This is a genomic window from Streptomyces auratus (assembly GCF_050433025.1).
GTDB lineage: Bacteria > Actinomycetota > Actinomycetes > Streptomycetales > Streptomycetaceae > Streptomyces > Streptomyces sioyaensis.
In genome coordinates this window covers 4224496-4238057 of sequence record NZ_JBNGCB010000001.1, presented here as the reverse complement: position 1 = coordinate 4238057, position 13562 = coordinate 4224496, and the positions used below count along the sequence as shown (strand labels likewise).

The following is a 13562-nucleotide window of genomic DNA, read 5'->3' as shown; positions in this document are numbered from 1 at the left end:
ACGAGGAGTAGGTCGTGAGTGGAGCCACGGGCGCTGCAGCGGGTGGATCGGGAGCCGGCAAGGACTCCTCGTCCGGACCCGTGACCGTGACGGACGACAGCGCCCGTGGCTCCGCCGTTTCTGACACCGGCCCCCGAGACGAGGGCTCTCACCAGGGGGGACCCGTGACCGATACCCGTCAGCCGCAACCGCAGCCCCAAGGGCGGCCGGAGAGCGGCTCCGCACAGCCGTACGAGCCTCCGCAGGCGTATGCCACCGGCGGCGGCCAGCAGGGCGGGCCCGCGGTGCGCCTGCCGCGTACAGGCGCCCGTACAGCCCCGCGGACCCGCAAGGCCCGGCTGCGGGTGGCCCGCGCCGATCCGTGGTCGGTGATGAAGGTCAGCTTCCTGCTCTCCATCGCGCTGGGCATCTGCACGGTCGTGGCCGTCGCGGTGCTGTGGATGGTCATGAACGCCATGGGCGTCTTCACCACGGTCGGCGGGACGATCAGTGACGCGACCGGCTCCGGCGACGGTTCCGGCTTCGATCTGCAGTCTTTCCTGTCGCTGCCGCGGGTGCTGCTGTTCACCTCGATCATCGCGGTGATCGATGTGGTGCTGGCGACCGCGCTGGCCACGCTCGGCGCCTTCATCTACAACCTGTCGGCGGGCTTCGTCGGCGGTGTCGAGCTCACCCTCGCCGAGGACGAGTGAGCCCGCGCGGACGGGTGTGCGGAAGGCTCCCGGATCCGATTTTGGGAACGCCTCTGAAGTGCGCTAATCTTTCGGTGCAGCGAACGCGCGGCTATAGCTCAGACGGTTAGAGCGCTTCCCTGATAAGGAAGAGGCCCCAGGTTCAAGTCCTGGTAGCCGCACTGCACAGTCGGCCCGGCCGGAGAATTCTCCGGCCGGGCCGACTCGTTGTACGCGGACGGAAGTTGGCTCGCGGCAGGCGCCGCGGGCGAGGTGTTGCCGACTGTGGGCTAGGTAACCGATCGGTATCAACCGGTGTGTATCATCGGCCGACATAGGTCCCCTACGTCAACGAAAGACGAGGTCGCGCGGTGAAGAAGCTTCTCCTGGTCGCACTGGCCGCCATCGGCGGGCTCCTCGTGTACCGCCAGATCCAGGCGGATCGCGCCGAGCAGGATCTGTGGACGGAGGCGACCGACTCCGTGCCCGCAGGTTCGGGTGTCTGAGACCCCACACGCACAGCACATTCGTACGGACCCCGACTGCCTCTGGGTGGTCGGGGTTTCGTGCATCCGGGGGCGGGCGGAGCGGTCTCCGGGGGCGGGGCCGACGGTGGCGCCGGGGCGGCCGAGGGTCGTTGCGGGACCGTGACGGCGACCCCCCCTTGGGTTTGCTAAAGCACACCATTAGCTTGCATAAGCAAAGATTCTGTCGGTGAAGTGACCAGCAGGGCGCAAGGGGGAGCAGGGCATGGCGCGACGATCACGCAGGGGGGTGCCGGCGTTGCTCGGGGGGCTGCTGCTGGCCCTGACCGCCGGGCCGCTGCAGGCCGGCGCGGCCGCACCGGCCAGGGGGCCGGCCGCCGAGGGCACCGGGATGGTGATGGTGCTCGACGCCTCCGGCTCGATGGCCGGCACGGACGGCTCCGGCGGCACCCGGATCGACGCCGCCCGTAAGGCCGTCGGTACGGTCGTCGACGCGATGCCCGACGGCTACCCCACCGGCCTGCGGGTCTACGGTGCCGACAAGCCCAAGGGGTGTGACGACACCCGGCTCGCCCGGCCGGTCGCCGCGCTTGACCGGGCGGGCCTCAAGAAGGCCGTGGCGGGCGTCCGGCCCCAGGGCGACACCCCTATCGGGCTCTCCCTGCGCAAGGCGGCCGCGGACCTTCCCCGGCCCGCCGCCGGCTCGCTCGGTACGCGCACGATCCTGCTGATATCCGACGGCGAGGACACCTGCCGGACGCCGCAGCCCTGCAAGGTCGCCGCCCAACTCGCCGCATCCGGCGTCGATCTGCACATCGACACCGTCGGCTTCCAGGTGGCGGGCAGGGCTCGTACACAGCTGGAGTGCATCGCCAAGGCGGGCAACGGTCAGTACTACGACGCCCCGGATGCCAAGGCGCTCGCCCGTCAGCTCCAGCGGGCCGGCCAACTCTCCGCGGACGGCTACCGTTTCAAGGGGAAGCAGGTCCGCGGCACGGCGACCCGGGGCGGGGCACCGGTCCTCGCCCCCGGCCAGTATCTGGATTCCCTCGGGCCCAACGAGGAGCGCTACTACGCCACCGACCTGGATGCCGCCTCGGCGGCCGATTTCTCGGCGACCGTGGTGCCCCCGTCCGGCGCGGCCGTCGGCCTGCTCGATTCGCTGCACACCCGGGTCGCGTACGGCAGCGACGGCGTCTGCGACTCCACCACCGCGCTGTTCGCCCAGCGGGAGGGCGCGGCACCGCTGACGTCGGGCGTCAGCCGGATTCCCACGCAGAGCGGCACCGGCAGCTGTGACAAGGCCGGGCGGTACTGGCTGGTCGTCGAGCGCAAGGCCGCCCGGGGCTCGGACGCCGCACGGTGGCCGCTGGAGCTGACGTTTCACGTGGAACATCCGCTGAAGAAGGGCGTCACGCCCGCACAGTCCGCACCGGAGTACGGCGCGGGCGGCAAGGGCGCCACGCTGCCCGCCACCGCCCCTGAGGACGTCACCGGCGGCACCGGCTTCAATGACGCCCGCACGCTGCACCAGGGCGTCTGGCGGGACAAGATCCTGCCGGCGCAGACCCTTTGGTACAAGGTGCGGGTCGGCTGGGGCCAGCAGCTGCGCTATGACGTGGAGTTCGCCAATGAGCCCAGGAGCAAGGGCTACCGCGCCGCTCCGTCCTACGGCGCCACCCAGGTCTACACACCGTTCCGTACACCGGTCGGCAACGGCACCGGTGAATTCAGCCCCCATGTGCCCTACAACGGCCGGCCTGCGTCGCTCAGCATGGGGACGGTCCCGGTCGCCTGGACCAACCGCTACGAGGCACACCCCAACGTCCGTCCCGTGCACCTCAACGGTGACTTCTACCTCGCGGTGACGCTGGGCGCCAGGGCCTCCCAGATCGCGGAGAATCCGCAGATCGGCGTGGTGCTGCGGCTCGCCGTGCTGGGCAAGGAGAGGGACGGTCCGCAGACCGGGGCGTCCGTGTCCGAGGCCTCCCGGAGGGAATCCGGGCCCTCGGCGGACGCCGCGCAGGACAGCGGTGGAGGATGGTCCACAGGACGTGTGGTGGCGGTCGCCGTCGGCGGGGTGGGCGTACTGCTGCTGGCCGGCCTGGCGCTGGCCTACGTACGGCCCCGCCGTCGGCCGGCCGCCGCCGACGGGGATGCGGATCCGAGGAGGGGTGGCTCGTGGTGACGGCGCGTACGACGCACAGGGGCATCGCCGTGCTGGCGACGCTCGCCGCGGCGGCGGTGCTGCCGGGGACGGTGGGCGTGGCCTCGGCCGACGCGGTCCCCGGCTACCGCACCGCGGACGGCGCCACGCAGATCGGGGGCACCCCCAGCAACGTCGACGCACCGCAGCTGAAGCCCGGACTGCACACCGACGCCATCAAGCGCGGCGAGCAGAAGTACTACGCCGTCACCCTCGACGACCGGACGAACGCGTACTTCTCGGCCGTCGCGGCGCCCCGGCCCGGCACCAAGGTCGAGGACTACGGCGACAAGCTCACCATCAACGTCCAGGACAGCAACGGCAATACCTGTGACACGGGAGCCAGTCCGTTCTTCCGCGGCGGTGGCATGGCCTATCCGATCGCCGACTACGCCACCCGCCGCATCGGCGCCGACCGCCCGGACTGCCAGAAGGCCGGCCCGTACTACCTGGTGCTCAAGAGGGAGGGCTCGGCGACCTCCGGGCCCGACACCTGGCCGATCGAGCTGGACTACCTCGAAGAGCCCCCGCTCAAGGGCAGCACGCCCGCCCGGCCCGGCCAGGGCACCTGGAGCACCGCGACGCCCGCACCGCGCACCGACCCCACCAAGCGCGCCGCCAAGGGAGGCACCGGCTTCAACGATGCCGGCTCGGTGGCCACGGGAGTCTGGACGGACCGGATCAGGCCCGGCGAGACCCGCTTCTACCGCGTCCCGGTGGACTGGGGCCAGCGCCTCAACCTCAGCGCGGAGCTGCCGAACGCCACCGGCAAAACCACCGGATTCGTCGGCAACGCCCTGGGGCTGGGCGTCTACAACCCGGCCCGCGGCGCGGTCGGCACCGCCACCTTCGTCCCCTACAGCGGCAAGCCCGCCGCCGCCAAGCAGTTCACCGCGCCGGTCGACTACGGCAACCGCTTCAACCCGGTCGATGCGGTCAGCGCGATGCGGTTCGCGGGCTGGTACTACCTCGCGGTCTCCCTGCACCCCGATGCCGCGCAGTACTTCCCCAAGGGCACGGACCTCACGCTCCGGGTGGACGTCCGGCTCCACCCCAAGGCCGGGCCCGGTTACACCAAGCCGGCCGGCACTTTCTCCGTCACGCCCGAGGACCGGGAGACGGCGCGCAAGGGGGAGACCGCGCAGGAGGCGGCGACGAGCGGCACGCTGATGACGGTGGCCTACGCCGGGATCGGCACCGGGGTGGTGCTGCTGGCGGGACTCGGGACGTGGACGCTGGTGGCCCGGCGGCAGGCGCCGCGTGCGGCCGGCGTGGCGGGGGCGTCCGGCGAGCCGCCGGCACGGCCCGCGCTTCCGGGGCAGTCGACCCGGACCACGCAACAGGGGCAGCGGGGCGCGCAGTTCGGGCCGCCACGGGGCTGGTAGCGGACGGACGGCCGGACCCGCACCGGCCCGTGGCGGTGTGTCAGGCGGTCAGCAGCGCCCAGACGCCGACCGCGATGCACAGCAGGGCCACGATCAGCACCGGGACCGCGACCTTCGCGGGTGGCCCCGGTCTCCGGTACGGGGCGGGGGGCGCCGCGGCCGGCGCGGCGACGGCTGCCCCGACCGGGGGCCGGCCGGGGACCGGCTGCGGACCCGCCGTATAGGGGCGGGTCGCGGAGTGCTCTGGGTGGACGGCGGCCGTCGGCTCGTACGCGGGGGCCGGCGGCGGCAGGGGCATGCCGGACGAGGCGCCCGCCCCGACGGGTCCCGCCGGGGCGGCCGGGACGCCATGGCCGGTGGACGCACCGCCGTGGCCGGTCGGCGTACCCACGTGTCCCGTGGCGGGGCCCACCTGTCCCGTGGAGGGACCCACCTGTCCCGTGGCGGGGCCCACCTGGCCCGTCGGCATGCTGCCGTGGCCCGTGGACGTCGCTCCGTGGCCCGTGGGCGCCGTGCCCGGCGGCGACGGCGGCACCGGCGTGGGAGCGGGCGCAGGAGTGGGCGTGGGCGAGGTGCTCGGCTCCGGCGGTGCCAGCTGGAAGCTGCCGGTGTCCGACATGGAGACGTGCCCGGTGGACGCGGTGCCTGTGGTGGCGCCGGCGGTCGCGGGTCCCTGGGCGCCCCCGGCGCCTCTCAGCGGCCCGTCCGGCCCGAAGCCGGCCGGCAGCGGGCCTATGTGGTCGAAGACCTCGACGATCTCGTCCTCGATCGTGAGGTCCGGCAGCAGCTCGACGGCCGAGAGGATGGCCTTGCGCGCCCCTGTGGCCGTCCTGAACCGGGCCTCCGGGTCGGGGTGCACCAGGGACGCCAGCACCTGCCACAGCGGCTCCGGCACGCCCTCGGGCGCGTTCGGGATGCCGCGCTCGGCGAAGACCTCGATCAGCGCCTCGGCGTCCGGCTTGACGCCGGTGATCAGATAGAGCGCGACCAGGCCGACCGCGAACAGGTCGGCGGGGAAGTCCGGTTCGGCGCCCAGCATTTGCTCCGGCGCGAAGTAACCGGGCGTGCCCACCACGTAGTTGGCCTCGGTGAGCCGTGGCTCGCCCTTGCGCATCGCGATACCGAAGTCCGACAGCCGCAGATGCGGACGGCCGGTACCGGTGGCCTCCAGCAGGATGTTCGCCGGCTTGATGTCACGGTGCACCACACCCTCCGCATGCACCGCGGTCAGCCCGGCCAGCAGCTGGTCCAGCAGGACGCACACGAACCGCGGCGGCAGCGGGCCGTAATCCCCGATCAGATGCGCCAGCGAGCCGCCGTTCACCAGATCCATGGTGAACAGCACCTTGTCGTCGTCCGCGGCCCAGCTCGCCGGGGCGAGCACATGCGGATGATCGATCCGCAGTGCCTGCTCGCGGACGAAGCGCAGCAGCGTGTGCGCATCGCTCTGTTGCAGCACCTTGGCGGCAACGTAACGGCGGCGCCGGGCGTCCCAGGCGCGCCAGACCGCGCCCACCCCGCCCCGACCGATCGGGTCGATCAGTTCGTACCGGCCGGCGAAGATCTCACCCATGGCGCCCCGTCCGCTTTCTGAACTCGCAAGGTCCCCTGTGGCTAACTCTGGTGCGCCTCGTAGTGAGCGACCGCGTCCGCGGTACGACCGGCGCCGTAAACCCGGAGAAACTCTGCCAGTTCGGGGTGAGCGGGGGCGAGGGTGTTCGCCGCATCGATGATGTCCCCGGCGTCGGAGACGGACCGCAGCAGCGACTGGATCTCGCGCACCACGCGCCGCACCGTGGTCGCCCCGGTCGAAGACGTCTGCTGCGCGGTGTTGTTCAGCACCGAGCCCCCCGCCGTCTTCTTGATCTCCTCCATGCGGTCGGTCGCCTCGGCGGCGCTGACGCTGCCGTCGGCGACCTGGCCGGCCAGATCCTGCAGCGCCTGTACCCGCTGGACCACGGCCGGGTTGCCTATCTTTGCGCGCTGCCCGCTCATCAGCTGGGACAGCATCGGGGCGGACAGACCGAGCACCGAGGCAAGCCGGGCCTGGTTGAGACCGAGATCGTCGATGAGACGGCGGAACAGCGCGCCCAGAGGTTCCCCGTACCAACTGCGCTGCAGCTCCCGGGCCCGCGCGGTGGCTTCCTGCTGTGCTGCGTCCATACCGTCTCCCCTGTTCTCCCCGGTCGCTTCGCTGCCGCGAATCTCGCGAAGCATCCTACGGAGAGCGACGGTGCGCGGCGATACCCGGTCGGGAAAGGGCCCGGACACCGGGTACCCTGGTGCGCGAAGGGGCCTTAGCTCAGTTGGTAGAGCGCTGTCTTTGCATGGCAGATGTCAGGGGTTCGACTCCCCTAGGCTCCACATATAAATGCCCTCTGAACTGCGGAAACGCGGTTTCGGAGGGCATTTTGGTGTGGATGGGGGCGTACGTGTGCACAGGCCGCGCCGGGGATCGTGGCCGCGGGGCGTGCTCAGTGGTCTTCCCCGGCCCGACCGCTGACGGCCGGTGGCACCGGCCGGCGCTCTCTGTGGCGTGCACCACGCCTTCCTCGCCGTACAGGGGCGTTCGTTTCACCGGGGCGGCAAGGACGTTCCGTCGAGGGCCTGTCCGGCAAGACGGGCGGCGCTCTTCAGGTGCTGGAGCATGAGCCGCACCGCGGGCACGGATTCGTAGGCGGGCAGGGTCAGGGCGACCACCTCCCGCTGGATGGTGGGCACGATCGGCACCAGGCGGACCGTCCCGGACGGCAGGGAGCTCAGCGCCAGCTCCGGTAGTACGGAGACGCCCATGCCCGCGCCGACCAGGCCGATCACTGTGGGGTAGTCATCGGTGGTCAGGTCCATCCGGGGGGTGAACCCGGTGCTCTCGCAGACCTTCACCACATGGCGGCGGCAGCTTGCGCAGCCGAGGATCCAGGTTTCGCCGGCCAGATCGGCGAGCTCCAGTTTCCCCGCGCCGGCGAGGTGATGGCCCTCGGGGAGCAGGCCGACAAGCCGGTCGGTCAGCAGGGGATGCGCGGCCAGACCGTCCCAGTCGGCGTCTTCCTCTCCCTCCGTGCCGGGGTCCTGCGGATGCGTGCCCGGGGCACCCGGAGCCGCGCCGGGGAGCTCCGGATACCGGAAGGCCAGCGCGATGTCGCAGTCGCCGTTGCGCAGCATGGCGATGGCGCGCGGCGGCGTGGCCTCGCTGAGCGTGACCTCCACCTCCGGTCGCTCGGCACGCAGGGCGGCCAGGGCGGGCGGGATCACCGTGGAGGTGCCGCTGAGGAAGGAGACGAGCCGTACGCAGCCCGCGTGCAGGCCAGCGATGGCGGCTATCTCCTCCTCGGCCGCGGACAGTCTGGCGAGAATGGAGGTGGCGTGCCGGGCGAGTACCTCGCCGGCTTCCGTGAGATGTGCGTCCCGCCCTGAACGGGCCAGAAGCGGCGTCCCCACGGATTTCTCAAGGGCTTTTATCTGCTGGCTGACTGCCGGTTGCGTGCATCTCAGCTCACGTGCTGCGGCGGTGAATGAACCGGCCTTCATCACGGCATGCAGTACACGAAGGTGGCGGGGCTCGATCACGCGGCGAGCATACGGAATTGCTGTGTTTCCGATCAACCCCCTCAGTCGCCCGGGGAAAGAGCGGAGGCGGCCCGGGAAGCCTTCCGCTCGGCGCCGGGCAGAACCGGATCATTCAAGTCCAGGCAAAGAGATGGGTGCGGAGAAATGGAGCAGGGAAATCCGGATGGGGTCGGCGGCCGTATGAAGTGGGGCAAGTCGGGCGAGGAATCGGCGACTTGTCCGTCGCGAAGGGGTTGAATGGGGCAGAGTGGACACAGTTTTCCGGCCTCCAAAATATCTTTTATGGATACCTAAAGGGCACCTTGGATTGCGGCTCCGATCATGGCCGTATAGAACTGCCCGCATGCCTGCCGAGATCGTCACAACGGTCCATGGCACTTTCGGAGAAATTCTCCAGGGGTATACCTTTGGTGCGCATGGGTTCGAGCATTTTCTTTTCACTGCCCCAGTTGAGGAGTTGAAAAGCCAAGCTCGGCTGTGCCCGCATGACGGCACGGCTAAGAAGCGGCTCGGTATCACTCCGAGCGATCGGGCCAAAGCCCTTTCCGCTTTTGAATTGCTGAGCGCCGAGTTGGGATACGGCGCAACCGACTGCACTATCGAGATCGATTCCAACATCCCGGTGGCGAAGGGCTATGCCAGCTCCACCGCGGACATCCTGGCCACCGCTCAGCTCTGCATACGCAGCCGCCACCCGGAGACCCCGGAGCCGGTCGTGCATGCGCTGGCGCTCTCCGTGGCCCGGCAGCTGGAGTACGGCGACTACCTCCTGCACCCCGGAGTCGCGGCCTGTGCCCAACGCTCCCACCGGCTCCTGACCGCCTACCGCACGGACCTGCGCTGGACCCTCGTCGGCGTCGACGAGGGCGGCTGGGTGCGCACCGAGGAGTTCCACCAGGAGAGCCCCGAGGACCTGGGCAAGGCGCGCGTCTACGCGGAGCTCTTCGCGCAGCTCGACACCGCCCTGCGGGCCGACGACTACGCGGCCGCGGCCGAAGTCGCCTCCCGCAGCGCCGAGTTGCACAATGACCGGCTGCCCAAGAAGTCCCTGGAGGACCTGCGGCGGATCCAGCGCGACCAGGGCGCCCTGGGCGTCTGCGTCGCGCACAGCGGAACCCTCGCGGGGCTCATCTTCTCCCGCCACCAGCCGGACCATGACCTGCGGGTCCGGGAATGCCGCTCGGAGCTGGAGTCCTGCGGATACAGCACCGAGACGTTCACCCTGAAAGAGGCCCAGCGTTGACGACCAGCACCACCAGCACGGCTCCGGATCCGGGAGCCGCTCCCGAGCCGGCCGCGCAGGCCGCGAGCCCGCCCCGTACCCGGTCCCAGGCCCACTACCAGGGCATGGTGCTGCTCGCCGTGTGCTGCCTGGCCCTGGGCGGGGTGTTCGTACGGATCAGCGAGATCGGCCCGGTCGCGACCGGCGCCTACCGCTCCCTCTTCGCCGTCCCGCTGCTGCTCGGGATGTCCGTCGCGCTGTCCCGGCGCGCGGCCCGGACGGCCAAGGACGGCCCGGGCCCGGGGACGAGCGCGGCCCCGGCCAAGCAGGCCAGGGTGACGCCGCGCGACCGCTTCCTGATCGTGCTCGGCGGGCTGTTCCTCGCGGCCGACCTGTGCCTGTGGAACATCTCGTTCCTCTACACCTCGCTGGCCGAGGCCAATCTCCTGGCCAACCTGGTGCCGTTCATCATCGCCCCGCTGATGTTCTTCCTCTTCAGGGACCACATTCCGTGGAAGCTGCTCTTCCCCGCGCTGCTGGCGCTCGGCGGCCTGTACATCCTCGTCATCCTGGGCACCGGCCTCGACCCGGAGCACCTGCGCGGTGATGTCCTCGCCCTGCTGACCGCCGTGTTCTACGCGCTGTTCCTCGTCGTGGCCAAGGGCCTGCGCGAGCGCTACGAGGCGACCCGCATCATGGCCACCCTGAGCCTGGCGTGCGCCGTGGCCTGCTTCGTCGTCGCCGCGGTCCTCGGCGAGCGCCTCTGGCCGACGACGGCCAAGGGCTGGCTGGTGCTGATCGCGCTCGCCGTGACCTCCCAGGTGCTCGGGCAGACCCTCATGGCGCACGCGGTGAAGTTCCTGCGGCTGCAACTCGCCGCCGTCTACGTGCTGCTCCAGCCCGTCGCCGCGGCCGTGTACGGCTTCGTCCTGTTCGGCCAGGAACTCAGCCTGATCCAGCTGGCGGGCATCGCCATCCTCCTCATCTCGATCTTCTGGGCCAAGAACCTTCTGGAGGGCCGCTCATGACCGTCACCGCCGCGCCCCCGGACCGCGTCGATCCCTACGCCGTCCTCGACGGGCTCAGCCAACTGACCACCCTCACCGCCGGCCGCCTCGGCGACAGCCGGCTCGTCCTGCGCGCCATCCACGGCAGCCCCGCCACCGAGACCAGCTTCAAGTCCATCCTCGGCCTCGGCCTGCTGCTGTTGGCCAGGGAGCGCGGCCTGCTCGCCGAGGGCCAGCCGGTGATCGAATCCACCTCCGGGTCGCTGGGCCTGGGCCTGGCCGCCGCGGGCCGCTTACTCGGCCATGAGATCCACCTGGTGTCCGACCCCGGCATCCCGGCCGTGACCCGGCGCAAGATCGAGCTGGCGGGCGGCGTGCTGCACCTCGTGCCCGAGCCGCACCCCGTACTCGGCTTCCAGCAGGCTCGGGACGACCTCCTCCAGCGGCTGCGGACGGAACACCCCGACTACTACTGGACCAACCAGAACGACAGCCCGCTCAACCCCGAGGTCTACACCCGCTGGGTGGTCCCCCACCTCGTGCGCACCCTGGACTTCGCGCGCATCGCTGCCGGGATCTTCTGCGTCGGCAGCGGCGGCCACTTCTCCGCGCTGTCCGCCATGCTGGCGGCCAAGGGCATCCGCTCCTACGTCGCCGACCGGCACGGCTCCATCACCTTCGGCGGCGACCCCGCCCCCAGCATCCTGCGGGGCACCGGCAATCAGAACCGCATACCGGCCGTCATCGACTCCGCCCGGGACCGCGTGACCGGCGTGTTCGAGGTCTCCGACGCCCAAGCCTGCGCCGGCGTACAGGAGTTGGCGGCCCGCGGGATCAGCGTGGGCGGCTCCTCCGGCGTCTGCTACATGGGGGCCCGCCGGCTCGCCGCCGCGCTGGGGCCGAACGCCGAAGGGGAGATCCTCACCTTCTTCGCCGACCGCGGCGAACTCTATGGCACCACGCTACTGAACTGGGGAGACCAGCAGTGATCGACGCCGCCCTGTGGAGCTCTTGCCCGCCCACCAAGCAGCTTTACCACCACGACCCTTACGCGACCACGGGCACCGCGACCGTCCTGCAGGTCAGCGACCGCTACGCGATCTTCGACCAGTCCGTCTTCTACGCCGAGTCCGGCGGGCAGGTCGCCGATCAGGGGACCGTCAACGGGCAGCGCGTCATCGACGTACAGAAGGCCGGTGGCCGCCCGTTCCAGCTGCCCAACGGTGAAGTCGCCACCATCGAGGCGGTGTTCTACCACGAGTTCGAGGAGCCCTGTGCCCTCACCGTGGGCGAGCAGGTCTCGATGGAGATCGACTGGGAGCGGCGGCTGCACCACATGCAGATGCACACCCTGGCGCACTTCCTCTTCCATGCGACCGGCGAATACCTTCAGTCCCAGGGCCTGACCCGGTCGACGCGCGGCTGCCACATCAGCGACAGCTCCGCCCGCTTCGACTTCAGCTGCGCGATCCCGACGGACGCTGTCCCCGGCATCCAGGAGCGCATCGTGGAGCTGCTGGCCGACTCCCCGGAGGCGAGAGTCGACCCGCTTCCCGGCACGCAGGACGTCTTCGTCTGGCGCTCGGGAGACCTGGAGATCCCCTGCGGCGGTACGCACGTCCGCCACCCCAAGGAGATCCAGGGCACGGTGACAGTGCGCCGCCGCACCAAGGGCAAGGGCGGTACCCGGCTCTACATCGAACTGGACCGGAATGCCGCATGACCTCCGAGCGGCGAGGGCGCAGGAGCCCGTCGTCCGCTCCGCTCGTACGGCCTCCCCGGTCGATCTGCCGGAGCGGCCGCGCTTCATCACCGACCTCGATGTGCTGCGCGCCCGTCGCACCCTGAAGTGGCAGATCGGGCCGGCCACCCCCGACCGCATCTGCCTCGGCGTCGCCGAAATGGACCTGTATCCACCGGAGTTCCTGCGCTCCGCTCTGGTCGAGGCCCTCGGCCTCGGCGAGACCGGATACGGCCTGCCCGAGGCGCAGGAGGCGGCGTGCGGGCGCTATCTGTCCGCCCACCATGACGCCGATGTCGCCGGTCTGCGCTGCACTACAGACGTGCTGACGGGGCTGCGCACCCTGATGCGGTCCGGTCTGGCCCCGGGAAGCCCCGTCATCGTCGAGACCCCGGTGTACGGCGATCTGTTCACGGTGGTCCGCGAGGCGGGCCTCGAACCGGTGGCCGTGCCCCTGCTCCGCACCGGGGCGCAGTGGCAGCACGACTGGGCGGCACTGGCCACCGCGGCCCGGGACGGCGCCCGGGGCTGGATCGTCTGCCAGCCGCACAACCCGGTCGGCCGGGCCTGGACCCTTCCGGAGATGTCGCAGGCCATCGCGGTGTGCCGGGAGCACGACCTGCTGTTGCTCGCCAATGAGGTGCACATACCGCTCGGGATGCCCGGCCGTGCGATGCCCTCGGCGTTCGCGGACGCCGCCGTACACGGGGTACGCGCCTTCGGCCTCACCTCCGCGTCGAAGGCGTTCAACGTCCCCGGGCTGAAGAGCGCCACCGTCTACGGCTCCGAACGCTCGGCGGCCGCCCTCGCCGACCTGCCGCAGAGCCTTCTGGGCCGCCCGGGCAGCCTCGGCGCCGTCGCCACCGCCGCCTGCTACGGGCCGGCGGGCGTCGCGTGGCTGCGCACCCTGCGCGAGGAACTCGCCGAGCGCGTCCGGCTCGTCCTCGACGAACTGGCGAGCCTGCCCGTGCGGGTCTCCGCGACCGCCCCCGAGGCCACGTACCTGGTGTGGGCCGAGGCCGACGGGGAACAGGACGCGCGCCGGTTCGCCGCGGCGCTCGACACGAGCGGCATACACGTCCTCGGCGGCGAGAGCTTCGGCGGGACGGCGTTCGACCGCTGCTTCCGCATCAACGCGGCAAGCCACCCGGCAGTCCTGCGGACGGCCTTCGCCCGGCTGCGGGCCGCGCTCCGCTGAGCGGGCGTACGTACGGGCCCGGCGGCATCCTGACCCTGGAGCTTGACCGAGGCCGTACGCGAGCGGGCCGTGTCCACCAC

At 71.1% G+C, this 13562-nt stretch carries 12 protein-coding genes and 2 tRNA genes; 11 read left to right on the top strand and 3 right to left on the bottom strand.

Features of this window, described 5'->3' with window-relative positions; all coding sequences use genetic code 11:
• The first annotated feature begins 14 nt into the window (after positions 1-14).
• From BKA18_RS18465 to BKA18_RS18445, 5 genes are all read left to right on the top strand, one after another.
• Positions 15-692 carry a DUF3566 domain-containing protein gene (locus BKA18_RS18465; protein WP_366047920.1) on the top strand — a complete coding sequence of 226 codons (678 nt, stop codon included), beginning with the start codon at positions 15-17 and terminating at the stop codon, positions 690-692.
• An 87-nt stretch (positions 693-779) separates the two neighbouring features.
• Positions 780-853: transfer RNA gene (locus BKA18_RS18460), tRNA-Ile, on the top strand.
• Positions 854-1042: 189 nt separating this feature from the next.
• Positions 1043-1177, top strand: a complete 135-nt coding sequence (locus tag BKA18_RS18455; RefSeq protein WP_003958712.1) for a DLW-39 family protein — start codon at positions 1043-1045, stop codon at positions 1175-1177.
• Between the two features lie 244 nt (positions 1178-1421).
• The gene (locus BKA18_RS18450) at positions 1422-3344 is read left to right on the top strand and encodes a vWA domain-containing protein (RefSeq protein ID WP_366047921.1); all 1923 of its coding nucleotides are present in this window, start codon (positions 1422-1424) and stop codon (positions 3342-3344) included.
• A complete protein-coding gene (locus BKA18_RS18445; RefSeq protein WP_366047922.1) occupies positions 3338-4747 on the top strand; it encodes a hypothetical protein in 1410 nt (469 codons plus the stop codon). The genes BKA18_RS18450 and BKA18_RS18445 overlap by 7 nt, the downstream gene beginning before the upstream one ends.
• A gap of 40 nt (positions 4748-4787) precedes the next feature.
• Here the strand turns inward: BKA18_RS18445 and BKA18_RS18440 are convergent, their stop codons facing one another.
• Positions 4788-6320 (bottom strand): serine/threonine-protein kinase, encoded by a 1533-nt coding sequence (locus BKA18_RS18440; protein WP_366047923.1) that lies wholly within the window; start codon positions 6318-6320, stop codon positions 4788-4790.
• Between the two features lie 41 nt (positions 6321-6361).
• Positions 6362-6910, bottom strand: coding sequence for a helix-turn-helix domain-containing protein (locus tag BKA18_RS18435; RefSeq protein ID WP_006604436.1), 549 nt, complete (start codon positions 6908-6910; stop codon positions 6362-6364).
• Between the two features lie 128 nt (positions 6911-7038).
• Between BKA18_RS18435 and BKA18_RS18430 the strand changes: the two genes are divergently transcribed.
• Positions 7039-7111: transfer RNA gene (locus BKA18_RS18430), tRNA-Ala, on the top strand.
• Positions 7112-7321: 210 nt separating this feature from the next.
• On the opposite strand, the gene BKA18_RS18425 is transcribed toward BKA18_RS18430, so the two are convergent.
• Entirely contained in the window at positions 7322-8314 is a 993-nt protein-coding gene (locus BKA18_RS18425; RefSeq protein WP_366047924.1) for a LysR family transcriptional regulator, read from the bottom strand.
• A gap of 343 nt (positions 8315-8657) precedes the next feature.
• Here BKA18_RS18425 and BKA18_RS18420 point away from each other — a divergent pair, with 343 nt between their 5' ends.
• Genes BKA18_RS18420 through BKA18_RS18400 form a run of 5 tightly spaced genes read left to right on the top strand, consistent with a single transcriptional unit; the run spans position 8658 to position 13482 of the window.
• On the top strand, positions 8658-9557 hold the full coding sequence (locus tag BKA18_RS18420; protein WP_429638347.1) for a GHMP family kinase ATP-binding protein: 900 nt from the start codon (positions 8658-8660) through the stop codon (positions 9555-9557).
• The gene (locus BKA18_RS18415; protein ID WP_366047926.1) at positions 9554-10564 is read left to right on the top strand and encodes a DMT family transporter; all 1011 of its coding nucleotides are present in this window, start codon (positions 9554-9556) and stop codon (positions 10562-10564) included. Before BKA18_RS18420 ends, BKA18_RS18415 begins: the two co-directional genes overlap by 4 nt.
• Entirely contained in the window at positions 10561-11532 is a 972-nt protein-coding gene (locus BKA18_RS18410) for a pyridoxal-phosphate dependent enzyme (RefSeq protein ID WP_366047927.1), read from the top strand. The genes BKA18_RS18415 and BKA18_RS18410 overlap by 4 nt, the downstream gene beginning before the upstream one ends.
• Positions 11529-12266 (top strand): alanine--tRNA ligase-related protein, encoded by a 738-nt coding sequence (locus BKA18_RS18405; RefSeq protein ID WP_006604441.1) that lies wholly within the window; start codon positions 11529-11531, stop codon positions 12264-12266. Before BKA18_RS18410 ends, BKA18_RS18405 begins: the two co-directional genes overlap by 4 nt.
• The gene (locus BKA18_RS18400; RefSeq protein WP_366047928.1) at positions 12256-13482 is read left to right on the top strand and encodes an aminotransferase class I/II-fold pyridoxal phosphate-dependent enzyme; all 1227 of its coding nucleotides are present in this window, start codon (positions 12256-12258) and stop codon (positions 13480-13482) included. Before BKA18_RS18405 ends, BKA18_RS18400 begins: the two co-directional genes overlap by 11 nt.
• Positions 13483-13562: the final 80 nt, after the last annotated feature.